16 protein-coding genes are annotated in these 20,306 nt (G+C 72.5%); 7 read left to right on the forward strand and 9 right to left on the reverse strand.

Going from position 1 to position 20,306, the window contains the following annotated elements; translation table 11 throughout:
• Positions 1–12: 12 nt before the first annotated feature.
• Entirely contained in the window at positions 13–999 is a 987-nt protein-coding gene (locus CP969_RS17845; RefSeq protein ID WP_016825742.1) for a hypothetical protein, read from the reverse strand.
• A gap of 88 nt (positions 1,000–1,087) precedes the next feature.
• On the opposite strand from CP969_RS17845, the gene CP969_RS17850 reads away from it, so the two are divergent.
• Both CP969_RS17850 and CP969_RS17855 read left to right on the forward strand, forming a co-directional pair.
• On the forward strand, positions 1,088–1,765 hold the full coding sequence (locus tag CP969_RS17850) for a GDSL-type esterase/lipase family protein (protein WP_016825741.1): 678 nt from the start codon (positions 1,088–1,090) through the stop codon (positions 1,763–1,765).
• A gap of 184 nt (positions 1,766–1,949) precedes the next feature.
• Positions 1,950–2,942 carry an aldo/keto reductase gene (locus CP969_RS17855; RefSeq protein ID WP_004986653.1) on the forward strand — a complete coding sequence of 331 codons (993 nt, stop codon included), beginning with the start codon at positions 1,950–1,952 and terminating at the stop codon, positions 2,940–2,942.
• Positions 2,943–3,073: 131 nt separating this feature from the next.
• Here CP969_RS17855 and thpR read toward each other — a convergent pair whose 3' ends face one another.
• The 3 genes from thpR to CP969_RS17870 all read right to left on the reverse strand — a co-directional run bounded on the left by thpR (position 3,074) and on the right by CP969_RS17870 (position 5,624).
• Positions 3,074–3,646: an RNA 2',3'-cyclic phosphodiesterase gene (thpR, locus tag CP969_RS17860; RefSeq protein WP_016825739.1), complete on the reverse strand. Its 573-nt coding sequence runs from the start codon at positions 3,644–3,646 to the stop codon at positions 3,074–3,076.
• Positions 3,647–3,782: 136 nt separating this feature from the next.
• Positions 3,783–5,147 (reverse strand): MFS transporter, encoded by a 1,365-nt coding sequence (locus CP969_RS17865; protein ID WP_004986646.1) that lies wholly within the window; start codon positions 5,145–5,147, stop codon positions 3,783–3,785.
• A 39-nt stretch (positions 5,148–5,186) separates the two neighbouring features.
• Complete coding sequence (locus CP969_RS17870; protein WP_004986645.1) at positions 5,187–5,624, reverse strand: MarR family winged helix-turn-helix transcriptional regulator; 438 nt, start codon at positions 5,622–5,624, stop codon at positions 5,187–5,189.
• 195 nt (positions 5,625–5,819) lie between these two features.
• Here CP969_RS17870 and CP969_RS17875 point away from each other — a divergent pair, with 195 nt between their 5' ends.
• Positions 5,820–6,002 (forward strand): ribbon-helix-helix protein, CopG family, encoded by a 183-nt coding sequence (locus CP969_RS17875; RefSeq protein ID WP_004986644.1) that lies wholly within the window; start codon positions 5,820–5,822, stop codon positions 6,000–6,002.
• Positions 6,003–6,073: 71 nt separating this feature from the next.
• Here CP969_RS17875 and CP969_RS17880 read toward each other — a convergent pair whose 3' ends face one another.
• Positions 6,074–7,525, reverse strand: coding sequence for an NCS2 family permease (locus CP969_RS17880; protein WP_016825736.1), 1,452 nt, complete (start codon positions 7,523–7,525; stop codon positions 6,074–6,076).
• A 180-nt stretch (positions 7,526–7,705) separates the two neighbouring features.
• Between CP969_RS17880 and CP969_RS17885 the strand changes: the two genes are divergently transcribed.
• Positions 7,706–8,008 (forward strand): DUF2530 domain-containing protein, encoded by a 303-nt coding sequence (locus tag CP969_RS17885; protein WP_063744518.1) that lies wholly within the window; start codon positions 7,706–7,708, stop codon positions 8,006–8,008.
• Between the two features lie 185 nt (positions 8,009–8,193).
• Positions 8,194–10,587: an HAD-IC family P-type ATPase gene (locus CP969_RS17890; RefSeq protein ID WP_016825735.1), complete on the forward strand. Its 2,394-nt coding sequence runs from the start codon at positions 8,194–8,196 to the stop codon at positions 10,585–10,587.
• Between the two features lie 48 nt (positions 10,588–10,635).
• Here the strand turns inward: CP969_RS17890 and CP969_RS17895 are convergent, their stop codons facing one another.
• Positions 10,636–11,313, reverse strand: a complete 678-nt coding sequence (locus CP969_RS17895) for a macro domain-containing protein (RefSeq protein WP_016825734.1) — start codon at positions 11,311–11,313, stop codon at positions 10,636–10,638.
• Positions 11,314–11,501: 188 nt separating this feature from the next.
• On the opposite strand from CP969_RS17895, the gene CP969_RS17900 reads away from it, so the two are divergent.
• Positions 11,502–13,115 (forward strand): ADP-ribosyltransferase domain-containing protein, encoded by a 1,614-nt coding sequence (locus tag CP969_RS17900; RefSeq protein WP_016825733.1) that lies wholly within the window; start codon positions 11,502–11,504, stop codon positions 13,113–13,115.
• A 90-nt stretch (positions 13,116–13,205) separates the two neighbouring features.
• Here CP969_RS17900 and CP969_RS17905 read toward each other — a convergent pair whose 3' ends face one another.
• From CP969_RS17905 to CP969_RS17915, 3 genes are all read right to left on the reverse strand, one after another.
• Positions 13,206–13,964 (reverse strand): hypothetical protein, encoded by a 759-nt coding sequence (locus CP969_RS17905; RefSeq protein WP_026085087.1) that lies wholly within the window; start codon positions 13,962–13,964, stop codon positions 13,206–13,208.
• Between the two features lie 166 nt (positions 13,965–14,130).
• Positions 14,131–17,262 (reverse strand): sacsin N-terminal ATP-binding-like domain-containing protein, encoded by a 3,132-nt coding sequence (locus CP969_RS17910; RefSeq protein ID WP_016825731.1) that lies wholly within the window; start codon positions 17,260–17,262, stop codon positions 14,131–14,133.
• Between the two features lie 350 nt (positions 17,263–17,612).
• Entirely contained in the window at positions 17,613–18,392 is a 780-nt protein-coding gene (locus tag CP969_RS17915) for a hypothetical protein (RefSeq protein WP_016825729.1), read from the reverse strand.
• A gap of 590 nt (positions 18,393–18,982) precedes the next feature.
• Between CP969_RS17915 and CP969_RS17925 the strand changes: the two genes are divergently transcribed.
• Complete coding sequence (locus CP969_RS17925) at positions 18,983–20,242, forward strand: SLC13 family permease (protein WP_171817494.1); 1,260 nt, start codon at positions 18,983–18,985, stop codon at positions 20,240–20,242.
• The last annotated feature ends 64 nt before the right edge of the window (positions 20,243–20,306 follow it).

Consider the following 20,306-nt stretch of genomic DNA (forward strand, 5'->3'; position numbering starts at 1 on the left):
CCGCCTGCCGCCTCAGCGCCGGCGCCGCAGCCGGCCCAGCCCGAGGAGGGCCGCGACGACGACGGCCGCGGCGACGAGCGTCCCCGTCCCGATCCGGCCCTCGCCCCCGTCACCGTCGGCGCTCTTCCCGTTCTCCGCGCCCCCACCGGACGAGGACGCCTTCCCGTCGTCCCCGCCGGGTGCCTCCCGGGACTCGACGGCGCTCCGGGCGCCCTCGCTCCCGTACAGGAGGCGGGACCCGTCGGCGGAGTAGCTGACGGACTCCCCCTGCCGCTGCAGCGGCACGCTCAGCCGTCCCTTCCGCTGCAGCTTGCCCCCGTTCCAGGCGTAGTGGATCCCGCCGAAGTACCCGCGCACGGCGAGCTGCCGCCCGTCCGGGGAGAACGCGGCGTCGGTCGCCCACAGCTCGACGGGGGCGATCGGCCGGAAGACGTTGCGCCCCGAGGCGGAGAGCTCGGCGGGCCCCTCGTACAGGTGCCCGCCCTCCTCCTTCTTGTCGATGATGTAGACCCGCCCGGTCTTCGGGTGGACCACGAGCGACTCGGCGTCCCGCGCCCCGTCGGAGTACGTCACGACGTACTGCGTGGCCCGCACGGTCTGGTCCCGGAGCTCCTTCGGCTCGGGCAGCTCGTAGATCCACACGTACGGCCAGGTGCCCCCGAGGTTGTCCCCGATGTCCCCGACGAAGATCCTGTTCCCGGGCCCGACGGAGACGGCCTCGACGTCCCGGGGCGCGCCGATGCCGGTGAGGGTGAGACGGGCCACGGTCTCGCCGGTCGCGCCGTCGACGGCGTAGAGGTGGGGGCCGTCGTCGCTGTCGTTGTGGGTCCAGTAGACGCCGGGGTGGAGGCGGGAGGCGGCGAGTCCGCTGGACTCGGTGATGCGCGGGTCCTCGATCGTGAACCCGTCGTTGCCGGCGTCGCCGTCGGCCGCCGAGGCGGGTGCGGCGAACGCACCCACGAGAAGGGCCGCGGCGAGGAGGGCGAAGGGTCGGCGCATGCCCCAAGACTGCCATCCCCCGGGGCACTTCACGGCGGGTGTCCGGTCTCACATCGCGGCGGCCGGACCGATCGTCCATGATGATCGGGTGCTCAGGTTCATGCCCGTCGGTGACTCGATGACGATCGGGAGCGCGGGTGAACACACCTGGCGCTACCGGCTGTGGCGGCACCTGTGCACGGCGTACGGCGGCCCGTTCACGTTCGTCGGCCCGCGCGAGACCCTGCACGACCCGGCGGCGGACGCCCCCACCTCGTACGCCTACGCCGACCCCGACTTCCCCCGCGCCCACCTGGCCGGCTGGGGCGAGGGCTGGCACCACATGGTCCCGCTCATCGGCGAGGCGGTCCGCACGCACCGGGCGGACGTGCTGCTGGTGTCGCTGGGCCTGATCGACCTGGGCTTCTACACCAACGCGGAGCAGACCGCGGACAACGTCCGGGCCTTCGTCGCCGAGGCGAGGGCGGCCGATCCCCGCGTGCGGGCGGTCCTGCTGCCGGTGATCCCCAACATCCGGGCGGAGGCGGAACCGGCGTTCGCCGCGCAGGTCACCCGCTTCAACGACCTGCTGGCCAAGACGGTCGTGGACCTGGACGAACCGTCCTCCTCCCTCCTGCTGGCCACCCCCTCCCCCTCGTACGACATCCACACCGACACCTACGACGGCACCCACCCCAACGCGAGCGGCGAACACAAGATCGCGGCGGCCTTCGCGCAGGCGCTGTGGCGGGGATGGGACCTGGGCGGACCGTACGAGGCGGCGTAGTCGCCGGGAGGTCCGGCACATGCGCCCCGCCCCGTGCCCTGCTCGCCGTGCCCTGCTCCCCGTGCGGATCGTTCCGACCCCGCCCTCACGCCGTTTCGGCCTCGCCCCCACGACGGACGACTTCCCCGCGACCGATCATCGCCCCCTTGCCTGGAGCGCACTCCACGTCGTTGGCTTGACCGATATGAAGTACACGCAGCTCGGACGCACAGGACTCAAGGTCAGCCGGCTCGTCCTCGGCACGATGAACTTCGGTCCGCAGACCGACGAGGCCGACAGCCACACCATCATGGACGCGGCGCTGGACGCCGGCATCAACTTCTTCGACACCGCCAACGTCTACGGGTGGGGTGAGAACAAGGGCCGCACCGAGAAAATCATCGGAAGCTGGTTCGCGAAGGGCGGCGACCGCCGGGACAAGGTCGTGCTCGCCACCAAGGTGTACGGGAACATGGGCCTGGACGGCGAGCCGTGGCCCAACCACGACAAGCTCTCCGCGGTCAACATCCGGCGGGCGGTGGAGGCCAGCCTGAAGCGCCTCAGGACCGACTACATCGACCTCTACCAGTTCCACCACGTCGACCGGAACACTCCCTTCGAGGAGATCTGGCAGGCCATCGACGTGCTCGTGCAGCAGGGCAAGATCCTCTACGTCGGGTCCAGCAACTTCCCCGGCTACAAGATCGCCCAGGCCAACGAGATCGCGGCCCGGCGCGGCGGCACCATCGGGCTGGTCAGCGAGCAGTGCCTCTACAACCTCGCCGAGCGCCGCGCCGAGATGGAGGTCATCCCGGCCGCTCAGGAGTACGGCCTCGGGGTCATCCCCTGGTCGCCGCTGCACGGCGGACTGCTCGGCGGCGTTCTCAAGAAGGAGGTCCAGGGCGGGCGCCGCGCCTCCGGGCGGGCCGCCGACACGCTCGCCGACCCCGCCGGCCGCGCGCAGATCCAGGCGTACGAGGACCTGCTCGACAAGCACGGCGTCGAACCCGGCGAGGCGGCCCTGGCCTGGCTGCTCACCCGGCCCGGAGTGACCGGCCCGATCGTCGGCCCGCGCACCGCGCAGCAGCTCCACAGCGCGCTGCGGGCGGTCGAGCTGGAGCTGAGCGAGGAGCTGCTGACCTCGCTGGACGAGATCTTCCCGGGCCCGGGACCGTCACCGGAGGCCTTCGCCTGGTGAGCCGGGCACAGTGAGGGGGGCGGCGGCGGCGCTACCTGCCGAGCGCCGCCGCCAGCGCCACCACCGCGAACATCAGCACGAGCACACCGGCCATGATCCGGTTACGGGTCTTCGGGTCCACGCCCCCGAGCCTAACCGGCCGCCCCGAGCGGTCTGCGCGCGACCGCCTCGTAGCGGGGCTGCTCGCCCGGCACACCCGACCTCGGCAGGTTGCTGCGCACCAGCGCCAGCTCGCCCACGGTCCAGGTACGGCCGCGGAACCCGTGCAGGGCGTCCAGGTACGGCCGCGTGTCGACGCCGTCCCGGCTGCGGGCCAGCGTCAGGTGGGCCTTGTAGCGCCGGTGCTCCCCCATCGGCACGCCCGCCCTGCGCGCCGCCGCCTCGGCGCGGTCGGCCAGCAGGCGCAGGGTGCGCAGGTCACCGTCCGCGCCGGTCCACAGGGCCCTGCCGTGCCCGAACTGACCGCCCCCGCACAACGCCAGCCCGAACGGCTCGGTGTGGGAGGCGGCCCACTCCAGGCGGGCGGTCAGCTCGGGCACGAGCGCGTCGTCGACCTCGCCGTAGAAGGCGAGCGTGAGGTGCCAGCCGGGGCGGCCGGTCCAGCGCAGGCCGTCCGCGCCGGGCAGCTCCTTCAGCCGGGCGACCTCGGCGGCGAGCTCGCGGATGACGTCCTCGGGCGGCAGCACGGCGGCGAAGAGTCTCATGCGTCCAGTCTGACCGGGACACCCGTCGGTCTCGTGCTCGAGACCGACGGGTTCCCCCGCGACTGGACCGGGACCGGACCGGGACCGGACCGGGAGCGGACCGGGACCGAACCGCGGCTGAACCGCCCGGCGCCCGCTACACCGCCGGGACCAGCGCCTTCTGCCGCTCCCGGGGCACGAACCGCACCTGCGGGTGGCCGTTGCGCCAGCCGACCGAGAGGCGGAGCCCGCCGACCCTGGCCAGGATCAGGCCGATCACGGCCGCGGCGGCCATCGCGATCGCGCCGCCCACCGCCAGGCCGACCCGGGCGCCGTAGGTGTCGGTGACCCAGCCGACGATGGGGGCGCCGACGGGCGCGCCGCCGAGGAAGACCATCATGTACAGGGCCATCACACGGCCCCGCACGGCCGGGTCGGTGGACATCTGGATGCTGGTGTTGGTGGTGACGTTGACCGTCATGGCGAACAGGCCGATGGGCACCATGAGCAGGGCGAACATCCACAGGGTCGGTGCCCCGGCGGCCACGATCTCCAGTGCGCCGAAGGCCAGCGCGGCCAGGACGAGCAGCCGCAGCCGCGCCGTGCCGCGCCGGGCGGCGAGCAGCGCGCCGATCAGGGAGCCGACCGCCATCAGGGTGTTGAACATGCTGTAGGCGCCCGCGCCCCCGTGGAAGACGTCGTCGGCGAAGGCCGAGAGGTAGACGGGGAAGTTGAAGGCGAAGGTGCCGATGAAGCCGATCAGGACGATCGGCCAGAGCAGGTCGGGGCGCCCGGCGACGTAGCGCAGGCCCTCCCGAAGCTGGCCCTTGCCGCGCGGGGCGCGCTCGACGGTGTGCAGTTCCCGGGCCCGCATCATCAGCAGGCCGGTGAGCGGCGCGACGAAGGACAGGCCGTTGAGCAGGAACGCCCAGCCCGTGCCGACGCCGGTGATCAGCAGGCCCGCGACGGCGGGGCCGACCAGGCGGGCGGACTGGAAGTTCGCGGAGTTCAGGCTGACCGCGTTCTGCAGGTGGCCGGGGCCGACCAGCTCGGAGACGAAGGACTGGCGGGCCGGGTTGTCGACGACGGTCGCGAGACCGAGGGCGAAGGCGGCGACGTAGATGTGCCAGACCTCGACCCGGTCGGTCAGGGTGAGGGCGGCGAGCGCCAGGGAGGTGAGCGCCATCGCGGTCTGGGTGACGAGCAGCGTGGGCCGCTTGCGCAGACGGTCGACGAGGACGCCGCCGTACAGGCCGAACAGCAGCATCGGCAGGAACTGCAGGGCGGTGGTGATGCCGACGGCGGCGGCGGAGCCGGTGAGGCTGAGCACCAGCCAGTCCTGGGCGATGCGCTGCATCCAGGTGCCGATGTTGGAGACCACCTGGCCGAGGAAGAACAGGCGGTAGTTCCTGACCCTCAGCGAGGAGAACATCGAGGACGTGCGACGGGGGGTGTCGGGAGCGGTCGGGGTGTCGTGGGGATTAGGTGCGGGGGCGGAAGCTGCTCCGGATCCCGTACTCAAAGGGTTTCGCCTCCTGTTGCTGCTACTGCTTTCGCTTGCTCAGACGTGCGCGAGCTTCTCCAGTACGGGGGCGGCGGCGCGGAGCTTCGCCCACTCGTCCTCGTCGAGTCCCTCGGCCAGCGAGGCCAGGAACGCGTTCCGCTTGCGACGGCTCTCCTCGAGCATGGCCTCGGCCTGCTCGGTCTGCGTCACGACCTTCTGTCGTCGGTCGTCGGGGTGCGGCTCCAGCCTGACCAGCCCCTTGGACTCCAGCAGGGCCACGATGCGGGTCATCGAGGGCGGCTGGACGTGCTCCTTGCGGGCGAGCTCACCCGGGGTGGCCCGACCGCAGCGGGCCAAGGTGCCGAGCACCGACATCTCGGTGGGGCTGAGCGACTCGTCGACGCGCTGGTGCTTGAGCCGACGGGACAGCCGCATCACGGCGGATCGAAGGGCGTTCACGGCGACCGCGTCGTCGCCCTGGCTGAAGTCCGGCATGTTCGTTAGCGTAACTCATTACTCTCGCTAAAGAGCACTCGGAACGGGCCGCGCGTCCGTGAGTCCGGCCACTCCCCCCGGGATCACCCGGACGAGGCCACTCGGGCGGGATTACTCAGGCGGGATCACCCATACGAGTGATCATTCCGCGGAATGTGTTCCATCGCACCGAAGGATGCGGCAACGCTCGTGGTCATGGGGACCGAGGTGCTCAGCCTGCGCATGGACCACGAGCTGCTGGAGCGGCTCCGCCACCATGCCGCCAAACGCGGCATGAGCGTCCAGGACTACGTCGTCCGGACGCTCATGCGCGATGACTTCGACCAGCGGTTCCAGGCCGCCGTCGAGGAGACGGAGAAGTTCTACGGCGTCACCTGAACCGGCTCGACCCGGCACCGAGCGGGTCGGGCCGGGTCGGGTCGGGTCGGGTCCGGGGACGCCGGGGCGGCTCAGGTCAGGCCCAGCGCCGGCATCAGGTAGTAGAAGGCGAAGACCGCCGACACCGCGTACATCGCCGCCGGGACCTCCCGGCCGCGCCCGGCCGCCAGGCGCAGCACCACGAAGGTGATGAAGCCCATGCCGATGCCGTTGGTGATCGAGTAGGTGAACGGCATCATCACCATCGTCACGAAGGCCGGGACGGCGATCGTGTAGTCCGCCCAGTCGATCTCCTTGATCGAGCCCGCCAGGATCAGGAAGCCCACCGCGAGCAGCGCCGGGGTGGCCGCCTGGGACGGGACCATCGTGGCGACGGGCGTGAGGAACAGCGCCAGCGCGAACAGCGCGCCGGTGACGACGTTGGCGAAGCCGGTGCGCGCGCCCTCACCGACGCCGGCCGTGGACTCCACGAAGGCGGTGGTGGCCGAGGCGGAGCTGGCACCGCCCGCCGCGACCGCGACGCCGTCGATGAACAGGACCTTGTTGACGCCGGGCATCTGGCCCTCGCCGTCGGTCAGCTTCGCCTCGTCCGAGACGCCCATGATCGTGCCCATCGCGTCGAAGAAGCACGACAGCAGCACGGTGAAGACGAACAGGAGGCCGGTCAGCACACCGACCTTGGCGAAGCCGCCGAACAGGCTCGCCTCGCCGATCAGGCCGAAGTCGGGGGTGGAGACCGGGTTGCCGGGCCACTTCGGGGTCGTCAGGCCCCAGGAGGGGATGTCCGCCACGGCTTCGATGATCATCGCGACGACCGTCATGGTGACGATCGAGATGAGGATCGCGCCGGGCACCTTGCGCACGATCAGCGCCAGCGTGAGCAGCGCGCCGAGGATGAAGACCAGGACCGGCCAGCCGGTGAGGTGGCCGCCCACGCCGAGCTGGATCGGGACGGTGGTCTGGGCGACGTCCGGCATGCGGGTGACGAAACCGGAGTCGACCAGGCCGATCAGCATGATGAACAGGCCGATACCGATGGCGATGGCCTTGCGCAGGCCGTACGGGACGGCGTTCATCACGCGCTCGCGCAGACCGGTGGCGACCAGGAGCATGACCACGAAGCCGGCCAGCACCACCATGCCCATGGCGTCCGGCCACGACATGCGCGGCGCGAGCTGGAGGGCGACGACCGAGTTCACCCCCAGGCCCGCGGCCAGGGCGATCGGGACGTTGCCGATGACCCCCATGAGCAGCGTGGTGAACGCCGCCGTCAGGGCGGTCGCGGTGACCAGCTGACCGTTGTCGAGCTGGTTGCCGTACATGTCCTTCGCGCTGCCCAGGATGATCGGGTTCAGCACGATGATGTAGGCCATCGCGAAGAAGGTGGCGAAACCGCCGCGGATCTCGCGGGCCAGCGTGCTGCCGCGCTCGGAGATCTTGAAGTAGCGGTCGAGGGCGCCGAGCGCGGGCCCGGATCCCGGCTGCTCGGGAGTGGGGGCCTTGGCGGGGGCCGACGTGGACATGCGAGACCTCATCACCGGCGGGCTTTCCCCGAAGCCCTCTGGCGTTTCCTACGAATGAAAGCGGTCAGAAACAAACGGTTTCAGTATGAACATATGACGACCGTTGCGCTATCTCCGCGCGTAGATTCGCGTGCCCCATGCGATGCACCTCACTTGGGCCGCTCCTCGTAAGCTGTCCGTATGGCCGGGCTTTTTTCGGGATCCCCCAAGCACGAGGCGCCGGAGCCCCTGGAGGGCCCCGTGGTCGCCACCATCGTCGGCGGCACGATCGCCTGGTTCGTCCTCTTCCTGGTGCAGCTGCCGTTCTACGGCTGGTTCGACGACCACGGCCACACCTGGTGGCTGTGGACGTGCCTGGCCGGCGGCGGGCTCGGATTCATCGGCATCTGGTACGTCCGCAGGCGGGACGCCGCGATCAAGCGCGCGCAGGCCGAACGGGACGGGCGGCCGGCCGACCACGCCCCCGCGCCGACGGCCGACTGACGCGCACCGCCGAGCGGCTCACCGCCGGGGACGGGCCGCCCGGACACGAACCCCCGAGGACGGCCGCCGAGGGGATGCGACCGCGTACGACCGCGTACGACCGGGGCACCACGGCCGTCCTCCCCAGGTCGGATCTTCCGTGCGGGTGCGGGTGATCCGGCGGAACCGCACGTACCGTCGGAGGCATGACGCATCTCGACGCGGGCGCCCGGATCGATGCCGCGCGCCCGGCCACGCTCACCTCACCGGCGACCGGGCTGACCTCGGCGGAGGTCGCCGAACGGGTGGCGCGCGGGCAGGTCAACGACGTGCCGGTGCGCAGCAGCCGGTCCCTGCTCGAGATCGTCCGCGCGAACGTCTTCACCCGGTTCAACGCGATCATCGGCGTGCTCTGGGTGATCATGTTGGTCGTCGCGCCCATCCAGGACAGCCTGTTCGGCTTCGTGATCCTCGCCAACACCGGCATCGGCATCATCCAGGAGTGGCGGGCGAAGAAGACCCTCGACTCCCTCGCGCTGATCGGCGAGGTGCGGCCCACGGTGCGGCGGGACGGGGTGGCCGCGGAGATCGGCACCTCCGAGATCGTGCTGGACGACCTGATCGAGATCGGACCGGGCGACAAGGTCGTCGTCGACGGGCTGTGCGTCGAGGCGGACGGGATGGAGATCGACGAGTCGCTGCTCACCGGTGAGGCCGATCCCGTGGTGAAGCAGTCGGGGGACCCGCTCCTGTCCGGCAGCTTCGTGGTCGCGGGCGGCGGTTCGTTCCAGGCGACCAAGGTGGGGCGCGAGGCGTACGCCGCCCAGCTCGCCGAGGAGGCGTCCCGTTTCACGCTGGTCCACTCCGAACTGCGCTCCGGCATCTCCACGATCCTCAAGTACGTGACGTGGATGATGGTCCCGACCGCGATCGGGCTGGTCATCAGCCAGCTGGTCGTCAAGGAGAACGAGCTGAAGGGCTCCGTCGCCCGCACGGTCGGCGGCATCGTGCCGATGGTCCCCGAAGGGCTGGTGCTGCTCACCTCGGTCGCCTTCGCGATCGGCGTGATCCGGCTGGGGCGCAAGCAGTGCCTGGTGCAGGAGCTGCCCGCCATCGAGGGGCTGGCCCGCGTCGACACGGTCTGCCTGGACAAGACCGGCACCCTCACCGAGGGCGGCATGGACGTCACCGAGCTGCGGGTGCTCGGCGACGGCGACGGGACCTACGTCCGCACGGTGCTCGGCGCGCTCGGCGCGTCCGACCCGCGGCCGAACGCCTCCCTCCAGGCGGTCGTCGACGCCTGTCCCGCCCCCGGGGACTGGCGCTGCACCGAGTCCCTGCCCTTCTCCTCGGCCCGCAAGTACAGCGGCGCCACCCTCACCGAGGGCGACGGGCGGAGCGGCACCTGGCTGCTCGGGGCGCCCGACGTGCTCCTGGCCGACGACGACCCGGCGCTGGACGAGACCGTCCGGCTGAACGAGCAGGGGCTGCGGGTGCTGCTGCTGGCCCGCGCCGAGCGCGAGCTGGACGACCCCGAGGTCGCCCGGGGCGTCCGGCCGGCCGCGCTGGTGGTGCTGGAGCAGCGGCTGCGGCCGGACGCGGCCGACACCCTGCGCTACTTCGCCGAGCAGAACGTCCGCGCCAAGGTCATCTCCGGCGACAACGCGGTGTCGGTCGGGGCGGTCGCCGCCAAGCTCGGGCTGGAGGGGGCGGCGGTGGACGCGCGCCGGCTGCCCGCCGACCCGGGCGGCATGGCCGGGGCGCTGGATGAGGGGACGGTGTTCGGGCGGGTCACCCCGCAGCAGAAGCGGACCATGGTGGGCGCGCTCCAGTCGCACGGCCACACGGTCGCGATGACCGGCGACGGGGTGAACGACGTGCTGGCGCTGAAGGACGCCGACATCGGGGTCGCGATGGGCTCCGGCTCGGAGGCCACCCGGGCGGTGGCGCAGATCGTGCTGCTGAACAACAGCTTCGCCACGCTGCCGTCGGTGGTGGCGGAGGGGCGGCGGGTGATCGGCAACATCACCCGGGTCGCGACGCTGTTCCTGGTGAAGACCGTCTACTCGGTGCTGCTGGCGGTGCTGGTGGTGTGCTGGCAGGTGGAGTACCCGTTCCTGCCGCGCCACCTGACCCTGCTGTCCACGCTCACCATCGGCGTCCCGGCGTTCTTCCTGGCCCTCGCCCCCAACAAGGAACGGGCACGGCCGCACTTCGTGCGCCGGGTCATGCGGTACGCGATCCCGGGCGGGGTGCTGGCCGCGCTGGCGACCTTCACGACGTACCTCCTCGCCCGGCACCACTACAGCGGCGGGGGCGCGCTGGAGGCCGAGACGAGCGCGGCGACGCTGACGCTGTTCCTGATCTCGATCTGGGTGCTGGCGATCATCGCCCGGCCCTACACCTGGTGGCGCGTCGGGCTGGTGGCGGCGATGGGGGCGGCGTTCCTGGTGGTGCTGGTCGTGCCGTGGCTCCAGGAGTTCTTCGCGCTGAAGCTGGTCGGCATGACGATGCCGTGGATTGCGGTCGGCGTCGCGGTGGTGGCGGCGGCCGTCCTGGAGTTCCTGTGGAGGTGGGTGGACCGCCGCTTCCCGGCCTAGGACCGTCCGCGGCTCCCTCCCGCGGCGGGAGGGGGCCGGGAGCCCCCGTCAGCGGCGCGTGGCGCCGCGCCGGGGCGGCGTGATGCGGACCCGCTTCTCCGCGGGCGCGCTCTCGAGGTCGTCGAGCTGCGCGAGGATCGTGCCGCGCAGGTCGTCGTAGTCCTCGAAGGAGTGGTCCTGGAAGAGGGTGTGGCCCGTCCACATCAGGTTGGCGCACACCCGCGCCGGCACCCGGCCGGTTCGGGCGCCCATGCCGACCAGCGCCACCGAGCGGATGGTGCCCGGCTCCCGCTTGTTCTGCTGGTGGATCGCCTGGAACGCGGCGGCGCAGGCCAGGGCCACGTTCAGGGTCTCGCTGACGTTCTGCGACGACGTCCGCATCGTCGGCGTCGAGATCAGGAACCTCGGCCTGACCGCCCCGGACGGGACGCACACCGCGCTGCCCACCGGCAGCTCTCCCCCGAACCGGTCGCGGATCGCCCGCTGCACCTTCAGCTGGATGCCCGCGCCGAGGTACCGCTTGATGACCGCGTCGACCCCGCCGTCCATCCGGCCCCGGGAGTTGGTGGGACTGACCCAGGCGTCGACGTCCTCGTCGAGGATCGACCCCCGGCGGATCTCGACCCCGGGGGTGTCCGCGAAGGCCGCCCGCCACGCCTCCACCACCGCACTGTTGATGTCGGTCAGCACCACCCTGAGCGGCGACTGCGCACGGTCCACGGTCATGGCCCCCTCCGATCGGGAACGATCACTCAACTGGCCGGGACGCTACCGCGCCCCACTGACAGCGCCTCCCGCGCCGGCCGGCGCCCCGCGGACCGGGCGGGGAGTGTCAGTGGGCCGGTCTAGCGTCGTGGGCACTTCGTCAGCCAGTGCTGCCAGCAGCGCAGTTCGACCCTCCGGAGCCCTCCGCCATGAGCGACGCCCACACCTCTGCCGCACCCGACCCGAACGACCCGCTGGGCCTCACGGAGCTGTTCGAGGGCGGCGGTGAACCGTGGCTCCCGCTGCTGCGGCCGGTCATCGAGGCGCAGCCGGACGCGGCCGCGTTCATCGGTCCGGGCCGCGGCCCGGAGGTCGTCCCCGTCCGCGAACTGACCTTCCAGGCGCTCAAGCCCCACGCGCCGCACCGGTGGAAGGTCGTCGTCTTCGGCCAGAACCCGTACCCGCGGCCGGAGAGCGCCACCGGCATCGCCATGTTCGACAACACCTTCCACGACTGGAAGGACAGCCAGTTCGGCAGGGTCGTCAGCATCCGCTGCATCATCAAGGCGGCGGCGATGTGGAAGTACGGCATCCCCAAGAAGACCCCGATAGCCGACGTCCGCGCGCTGCTGAGGGAGCAGGACACCGTCCAGCCCCCGGAGTGGTTCCAGGCGATGCTCACCCAGGGCGTGCTGCTGCTGAACGCGGCGCTGACGGCCAGCGGCGACGGGTCGATCGGCACCGACCGGCACACCAGGTTCTGGCGGCCGGTCGCCGAGCGGATCGTCGAGGAGATCCTCAGGGCCAAGCAGGACGCCGACGAGGAGGACCGCGGGGTCGTCTTCGCGTGGTGGGGGGCGCACGCGCGCAGCCTGAAGCAGGTCGTCCTGCGGCTCCAGAAGAAGTACCCCGGGGTCGAGGTCCGGCACATCGACCACGCCAACCCCGCGGCGCAGGGCGACGTCTTCTGCGACGGCGACCCCTTCGGGACGGTGAACGAGGCCCTCGCGTCGCTGGGCGCCGACGAGATCGACTGGCTGCCGAGCACCGGCTGGAACGATCCCGCGGCGGGGACCGGCGGGGCCGGTGACGTCGCCGACCGCATGGGCACGTTCATCGCGTCCACCATGGAGCTGCACCAGCTCTACCTCGACCGGCTCTCCGGCGTCCGGGACGAAGGGCTCGTCCTTCCCGCGATCACGGGGGTCTTCGACACCCCGCTCATGGACTTCCGCGAGGCCGTCGCCCCGGTCGCGGCACTGCTGCGCGGGCTGGACCGGCACGTCGACCGGTCGTACGAGTTCGGCAAGCGGCGGGCGGACGAGGCGCCCGGCGGCCTGTCCGCCGACGCGGTCGCCGCCCTCCACCTCTACACCTGCGAGTCCGCGTTCTACCGGGAGATCAACGCCGTGCTGCGCTCCCCGGACCGGACCCGGCTCGTCCCCTACCTGCCGTACCTGCGGCTGCTGTTCTCGGCGGTGTCGCGGCTGCCCGTGCGGACCGATCCGCTGTGGCGCGGGGTGTCGCTGGACCTGCGGGCGCAGTACCCGCTCGGCCGGACCGTGACCTGGTGGGGCGTGTCCTCGTGCACGTCCGAGCTCGGTGTGGCCAAGGCGTTCCTCGGCAGCCGCGGCAAGCGGACGCTGTTCGAGGTGGTCCCCGCCCGGGCGGTGGGCATCCGCGACTTCTCCGCGTTCACCGGGGAGGAGGAGTTCGTCCTCCTGCCGGGCACCCGGCTGAAGGTGACGGACGTCGTGGCCGGGCGCGGCGGCCTGTGCACCGTGAGGCTGACGGAGCTGGAGGAGGGGCCCCTGGTGTCCTGACCGCCGGGCACCGGCGCCCGTGAGCGCGCGGGGACGGGCCGCGGGATGCGGCGGCCCGTCCCGGCGCGCGACGGTCGTCGTTACCTCACGTCACTTCACGTCGACGAAGTCACCGGTGGCGTTGACCGCCGGGGTGGTCGTGGTGCCCGCGAAGGAGTAGCGGAAGTAGCCGTCGGCGGAGGCCTTGACGGTGGTCTTCAGGTTGCCCTTCGAGTCGGTCTTGATGGTCTTGAGGGTGGTGTAGGTGCTGGAGTTCTTCTTGCGGAACTGCAGCTTCACGGACTGGCCGGTGTAACCGGCGTACTTGCCGGTCTCCCAGTTCGCGCGGGACAGCTTGCCCGTGACCGTGATGGTCTTGCCCTTCTTCACCGGCTCGGGGGAGGCGTTGACGGTCAGCTGGGAGGCGCGCTGGAACTTGAAGGAGCCCGCCTTCTCCCTCCACACGAAGTCGTCGTCCTTGGCGTCGATCCAGGCGTCGACGTACCAGGTACCGGCGTTGGTGTTGTAGAGGTAGTCGACCTTCGGGTCCACCAGTACCGAGGCGGTGCAGGTGGAGGTGGTGGAGCTGGTCGCCTTGCAGCTGGGCTTGCCGGTCGTGAAGTACCCGTGGTCGGGGCCCTTCAGCACGAACGGCTCGGCACCCTGGATGCCCGAATCGTCCTTGGCCGTCACGCTGACCTTGATGGTCTTCGGGCTGGAGGTGCCCACGGACACCTTGTTGTCGCCGTCGACGACGACCTTGGTGATCGTGGTGTCGCCGTACCCGCCGTCCGCCTGCGCGACCGGGGCGGCGAGGGCGGTGAGGGCCAGGGCGCCGGAGACGGCGGCCACGGTGGCTCGAATACGCATGCGTTCCCCAGGTGGAGGAAGGGGCCCCGGCTCTGGTCGTCCCCAACGGCTCGTCGTCGGCACGGGGCCCAAGTGATCGTGGAGTCTGTTGACTCGCAGGATCAGATCCACCACTCGGGCGAATAGTTGTACGCGAGGTGAAGAATTCGTGCGGAAGTCGCCGGGTTCAGTCGAACCAGCGGTCCCGCGCCAGCTCCTCCGTCCGTGACGGGCCCTCCAGCAGCGCCGCGACCTCGAAGCGGCGCGGCCACTGGCCGGCCGCCCAGGCGAGTCCGGCGGCGACGCCCTCCAGGGTGGCCGCGTGCAGCACACCGTCGTCGGTCAGCCGCCAGTCGATCTCCACCCCGTCCACGACGAGTTCCTCGTGTTCGACGTACGAGGACGGGGTGCGCGGTCCGAGCAGCACCCGCACCGGCTCGGGCACGTCGTGCTCCGTGCCCTCGGAGTCGACCCGTCCGGTGACGGACTCGCTCAGCCTGCGCACCTGGAACAGCTCCGCCAGGTCGGCGGCGCGCGACGGCCGGACGGGCAGCAGCGCCACGCCCCCGGTGAACGGCAGCAGGTCCGGCGAGTCGACGACCACCGCGTCGGCGGCGTCCACCACCTCCACCCGGCCGTCGAGCACCGCGCGCACCTCGTCCGGCAGGGTCACCTGTTCCGGGTCCAGCTCGGCCAGCGCCCCGTACAGCGCGTGCAGCTGGGCCGCCGTGACCTCGCGGTCGGGGTCGGCGAGGCGGTCGAGGAGTTCGGCGGCGCCCCCCGGTTCGTCGAGCAGGGCGGACACCGACGTCCGCACGCCGAGCGCGTGCAGCACCTGCTCGTCGTCGAAGCCGGTCGCGTCGGCCTCGTCGTACAGGCCGCGCAGCAGCGGGTCGCCGCCGGCGACGCGCAGTCCGGCCGGGCGGCGGCCGTCGAGCACCGGGTGGCCGCGCAGCCACCAGGCGGTGTAGGGGCGGACGACCTCGTGGGTGCCGTCGTGCAGCAGGATCCGCACCGGCTGGGTGAGGGCGTCGCGCAGCGGCGGCCGGGCGAGCAGGGCGAGGGCCTCGGGCCACCGGTCGTCGTCCACCAGGTCCAGGTCGCGCACGGCGACGATCTCGGTGGCGACCGGCGGCACCGGACTGTCGGGGAAGCGGTCCAGGACGTCCTCGCACCACACGTCCACGGCGTCCAGCAGTCCCGCGTCGTCGGGCTCGGGGAAGTCCCCCTCGCGGGGCTCGAGTTCGTCCGGGTCGAGGACCACGTCGGTGGCGCGGACCAGCGCGAAGTCCACCAGCACCCCGCAGGCGGCCAGCGGCTGCTCGCCCCACTTCCCGGCCAGCTCGGCGTCCACGGCGGCGAGCTCCCCCTCGCGCATCACGCGGGCGAACGGGCCGCCGGGGAAGACGAGTTCGCAGGCCGGGGAGAGTTCGCCGTCCTCGTCGGGCAGGGCGAGGGCGCCCAGCCAGGGCTCGTCACCGGGTTCGAGTCCGGCGTCGCGCGCCAGCCCGAGCACGATGTCGGCGAGTTCCTCGGCCTCGGGGGCGTCCTCCTCCCAGTTCACCCCGCCCTCGTCGTCGAGGGACGCCGCGACGGCGGCCCGCACCTGCGGGGTGGTGAGCACCGCGCGCGGGGTCGCCGGGAGGGCGCCGAGCTTCTCCAGGAGGGGGTGGGCGGCGTCCGGGTGGGCGACCTTGAGCCCGAGCCGGGCCAGCACCTCGGGGTCGGTCCGGGCGGCCTCCGCGCCGGGCAGCAGCACCTGGCGGGGCCCGATCGTGGTCCGGCCGTCGGCCAGCGGCACCGGCAGCCCGGACAGCCGGTCCGGGTCGACGCCCGCGAGGCTCTCGTACAGCCGCCGCCACCAGTCGGGCGCCTTCTCCAGTCCCGCGAGCCGGTCGATCGCGTCCGCGAGCGGCAGGCGGGTGACGCCGAGGGTGCGCAGCTCGGCACGGCGCTCCAGCCCGGCGGGCAGGAGGGTCGGCAGCACCTCGGCCAGCACCCGCACGGTGTCCGCGCCCGCGCCCTCGACGACCTCGGCGTCCCGGGGCCGCAGGGACTCGGGCAGGCCGGAGTCGTCGTCCCGCTCGCGCGGCCCGGCGGCGGGCGGCAGGAAGGAGGTGCGCGGCAGCCGGTCGAGGACCGCCTGGCGCAGCGCGCCGTCCAGCTCGCCCTTGCCGAGCGGGCCGGGCACGAGGTCGATGATCCCGGCGTTCACCGGGCGCCACTCGGCGAGGAGTCCGGCGTAGGCGTCCGCCGCGCGCTGCACCAGGAAGTCGGTGAGCGGGCCGGGGGCGACGTGCCGGCGGGTGGAGTCCAGCGGGAAGGAGGCGATGAGCAGGGCGGGGACGCCGAGGGGCTCGTCGCTCGGGGTGGGGGCGTGCAGGACGGGGCTGGTACGGGGCCGGGCGGGGGTGCCGTCGGTGTCGACGGGGACGGCCCAGGTGACCGACCAGTGGGGCCGCAGCCGCTCCTCCACCGGGCGGTCGGCGAGCAGGTCGGGGGTGAGCGGCCCGTGCGCGGCGGCGGTGCGCCAGCGGGTGGTGCCCTCGGAGGAGTCCTCGACGACGGTGAGGGTGCCCTCGGTCCGGCGGCTCAGGGTGCGGGGCGCGTTGTCGCCGATCTCGACGACGACCTCCTCCAGGCCGGGCAGGGCGAGCAGCAGGGCGTCGTCGACGGCGCGCAGCAGCCGCTCGGCGAGGTCGGCGGCGGCCGCGTCGCGCAGGGGCAGGATGACGGCCGTGTCGTACGGGACGGGGGCGGTGCCCTCGGCGGCGAAGGGCAGGCGCAGCAGCGGGACGTGCCCGTCGCGGCGGCGGATCTCGTCCCCCAGGCCGGGGCTGTTCCGGGCGGTGTCGTCCGCGAGCTCGCGGGCCTCGGCCAGCGACCAGCGCACCCCGCCGTGCCGGCCGACGACGGCGGGCTCGTCGGTGACGGCGAGGACGGCGGCGAACCCGACGCCGAACCGGCCCACGGACCGCTCCGGCGCGTCCCGCTTGGCGGAGGCGCGCAGGGTGGACAGCGACTCCACCCCGGCCGCGTCCAGCGGCGCACCGGTGTTCGCGGCGACGAGGACGCCGTCGCGCAGGGTGAGCCTCAGCCGCCCCGGCACCTCCGCGCGGGCGGCGGCGTCGGCGGCGTTCTGGGCGAGTTCGACGACGAGGCGGTCCCGGTAGCCGCCGAGGACGAGGTCCTCCTCGGCGTTGGCGTCCTCCCGGAACCGGGCGGGGCTGGTGGCCCAGGCGTCCAGGACGCCGCGCCGCAGACGCGCCGTACCGAACGGGTCGGCCCCCTCGGCGGCGGGCCGCACGTACTTGCTCACGTTGACTCTCCTCATCGGCCCTCATCAGCCCTCATCGGCGTGAGACCGAAGGTACCCCTCCGCCCGAAGCACGTGCGCACCGTCCCGTACGGGGCCGGGCGTCTCCTCCGCCGGAAAGGCACGGCTGCTCCGCTGCTTCGTCGGGCCGGACGACACCCCGTACCGCCCCGTGGTCATCACCGGCCGTGAGGCACCGCGGAACAATCCGCCGGCCTCCGCCGTCCGGGAAGCGACCCGGTCGGTCAGCGGGAAACCGCAGTGTGCGTGGGAAGCAGGGCTTGGAGGCCGTCTCGTCCGGCGAGTCTGCGGGAGCGGATGAGGGCGCGGGCGGCGATGTCGGCCGCACCCGCTCAGCCGGACGAAGTGTTCCGTGGCGCCTCGCGTGCTTCGGTGAGGGCTCGCCGCCTGAGGCTGCCCCCGAACAACTGCATCGTGGTGGCGGCCAGGACGTCATCCCTGCCGATGGTCCGCCTGTCCCCCCTGCGGGTGGACAGGGCCCGGAGGGAATCCTCGAGGAACGGGGGTGGGGCCGGTTCGCCCGGCATCACCAGGGTGACCGTACCGAAACGTTTGACCCCGCCCTCGCGGACGACCATGGCCGCGTCCCGGGCGAGGTCCGTCAGGAACACGCTCGCGATTCCGTCCAGGTCGCGGACCATCGCGGGGACGGCCGTCGCCCCTCGGCTCCGCAGCAGCTTCTTGACCCCGGCCTCGAACCTGTGGGCGCCGACCACAGCACTCGGTCTGCGGGACCTGCTGCGCTTACGAGAAGGCACGACGACCCCCTCGGCGTCGTACAGGACACCGGTCAGGCCTCGGAACGTCGGGCTGTGGTCGTACCACTTGCTCCCCACCTCGAGCTCGACGTTCCGGTCGATCGCCGAGAGAAGGTCCCCGGGAACCAGCTTCTTGCGGGCCTCCTCCGCCGCCGCTCTCCTCGCGCCGTCGATGATCTCCGTCAGCACTGTCCGCGTCACCGACGCGGCGGCCCACGCGGCCGACCGAGAGACGTGCATCGGGGTCACGTCCCTGAACACCGCTTTGACGAGAGAAGGCTTGAACGGCGAGGCATCTATGACCGAGGCGGTCTCGGGACCGCTGCGCTCAGGGCGTGCGGGCTGTGTGGTCATCGGAAGGAACGCTCCCTGCTGTCGGAGTCATCAGAGGCCCCCACTTCACCACGCAGACCCGCCCTCTTCCCCGTCCTCCGTCGCCCCGACGGCCCGAAGGACGCCGACGGCACCTGCGGCCAGGCACAACCCGACGTGGCCACGAACGCGATCGCGGCCGGCACCTCCCGGTCACCGCACCGACGCCGGCCACCCCCTGAGGCCGCGACGGCGCCTCCGGTACCACCCGCCGGAGCAACTCCCCCACCTTGTCCGGCACCAATCGCTCCCTCATCCCCACCAGGACCCGCAGAATGCCGAGTCGACCGAACGAGTCGACCGAACGAGATGACTTCTTGCCCAGGCTCCGTCAGGGCCCGGCCACGGCCCGTGCAGAAGCCGCACACGGCAGCAGGACAGAAGCGGCCGAGGCCTTACGACTTGGTTCGCGACACCGCTGCCGGCAGTCGATCGCCGCTTCGTCCAGGAGCCGGCCGTGACAGGGCGTTCATGCGGTGGCGGTGAGCTTTTCCGCGGTGGTCACCGATCTGGTGACGGTCGATCGTGTCCGGTCGGCCGGGGCGGTGCGCGGATCTCGCCTGCCCGCAGCGATGATCGTTGCCGTGCTGCTGGAGTCCCTGTCCGTCGCCGCGCTGGTCGTGGTGCTGGTGTGCGCCGTCGTCCGTCCCTTCCGCTGGCCCGAGGCGGCCTTCGCCGTGCCCGCGGCCGGTGTCGTGATCGCGACCGGTGCGATCTCCCTGGAGACCGTGCGGGGGGAGGCCGCCCGGCTCGGGCCGGTGATCTGGTTCCTCGCCGCCGTGCTGGTGCTCGCCCGGCTCTGCGCCGACGAGGGGCTCTTCCACGCCTGCGGGACCTGGATGGCGCGCTGGGCCCGCCGCCGGCCGCGCCGGCTGCTGGGCGCGGTCTTCGCCCTCGCCTCGACGATCACCGCCGTGCTCAGCCTGGACGCCACCGTGGTCCTGCTGACACCGGTGGTGTTCGCCACCGCCACCCGCATGGGCACCCGGCCCCGCCCCCACGTCTACGCCGGTGCGCACCTGTCGAACACGGCGTCCCTGCTGCTGCCGGTGTCGAACCTGACCAACCTGCTCGCGTTCGCCGCCACCGGGCTGACCTTCACCCGCTTCGCGCTGCTGATGACCCTGCCGTGGCTGGTGGCCGTCGCCGTCGAGTACGCCGTCTTCCGCCGCTTCTTCGCCGCCGACCTCGACGCGCCCGTCACGGGGGCGGAGGCGGAGGAGCCCGTGGAGATGCCGCTGTTCGCGCTGGTGACCGTGGGCGCCACGCTGGCCGGGTTCGCCGTGGCGTCCGCGCTCGGCATCGACCCGGCGTGGGCCGCGACGGCCGGCGCGGCCGTGCTGGCCGTCCGTGCCCTGGCACGCCGGCACACCACTCCCGCCGCGCTGGTGCGCGCCGCCGACCCGCCGTTCCTCGCTTTCGTCCTCGCCCTCGGCGTGGTGGTGCGGGCCGTGCTGGACCACGGCCTCGAGGACGCCCTCGGGGCCGTCCTGCCCGACGGCGCCACGCTCCCCGCCCTGCTGGGCACCGCCGCGCTCGCCGCGCTGCTCGCGAACCTGATCAACAACCTGCCGGCCGTCCTCGCCCTCGCCCCCCTGGCCGCGCCGTCCGGTCCCGGCGCGGTCCTGGCCGTCCTGCTGGGCGTCAACATCGGCCCGAACCTCACCTACGCCGGGTCCCTGGCCACCCTGCTGTGGCGGCGCATCGTCCACCACCACGAGCACGACGTCCGGTTGAAGGAGTTCACCCTCCTCGGCCTGCTCACCGTCCCCGCCGCGCTGCTGGCGTCGACCGTCGCGCTGTGGGTGTCGCTGGAGCTGCTGGGCCCCTGAGGCTCCCGTGCCCCTCGCCGCCCGCCGCCTCCTGCCCGAGGCGGACGTCGTCACCCTCCCGGAC

The sequence above is a fragment of the Streptomyces viridosporus T7A genome (genome assembly GCF_008704515.1).
GTDB lineage: Bacteria > Actinomycetota > Actinomycetes > Streptomycetales > Streptomycetaceae > Streptomyces > Streptomyces viridosporus.

Excerpts from the sequence above, each read along its gene's own strand:
- CP969_RS17885 (WP_063744518.1), top strand. The coding sequence starts at position 7,706 with ATGGCCGGGCTTTTTTCGGGATCCCCCAAGCACGAGGCGCCGGAGCCC.
- CP969_RS17875 (WP_004986644.1), top strand. The coding sequence starts at position 5,820 with ATGGGGACCGAGGTGCTCAGCCTGCGCATGGACCACGAGCTGCTGGAG.
- CP969_RS17870 (WP_004986645.1), bottom strand. The coding sequence starts at position 5,624 with ATGCCGGACTTCAGCCAGGGCGACGACGCGGTCGCCGTGAACGCCCTT.
- CP969_RS17900 (WP_016825733.1), top strand. The coding sequence starts at position 11,502 with ATGAGCGACGCCCACACCTCTGCCGCACCCGACCCGAACGACCCGCTG.
- CP969_RS17845 (WP_016825742.1), bottom strand. The coding sequence starts at position 999 with ATGCGCCGACCCTTCGCCCTCCTCGCCGCGGCCCTTCTCGTGGGTGCG.
- CP969_RS17925 (WP_171817494.1), top strand. The coding sequence starts at position 18,983 with ATGATCGTTGCCGTGCTGCTGGAGTCCCTGTCCGTCGCCGCGCTGGTC.
- CP969_RS17855 (WP_004986653.1), top strand. The coding sequence starts at position 1,950 with ATGAAGTACACGCAGCTCGGACGCACAGGACTCAAGGTCAGCCGGCTC.
- CP969_RS17905 (WP_026085087.1), bottom strand. The coding sequence starts at position 13,964 with ATGCGTATTCGAGCCACCGTGGCCGCCGTCTCCGGCGCCCTGGCCCTC.
- CP969_RS17895 (WP_016825734.1), bottom strand. The coding sequence starts at position 11,313 with ATGACCGTGGACCGTGCGCAGTCGCCGCTCAGGGTGGTGCTGACCGAC.
- CP969_RS17890 (WP_016825735.1), top strand. The coding sequence starts at position 8,194 with ATGACGCATCTCGACGCGGGCGCCCGGATCGATGCCGCGCGCCCGGCC.
- CP969_RS17915 (WP_016825729.1), bottom strand. The coding sequence starts at position 18,392 with ATGACCACACAGCCCGCACGCCCTGAGCGCAGCGGTCCCGAGACCGCC.
- CP969_RS17880 (WP_016825736.1), bottom strand. The coding sequence starts at position 7,525 with ATGTCCACGTCGGCCCCCGCCAAGGCCCCCACTCCCGAGCAGCCGGGA.
- thpR (WP_016825739.1), bottom strand. The coding sequence starts at position 3,646 with ATGAGACTCTTCGCCGCCGTGCTGCCGCCCGAGGACGTCATCCGCGAG.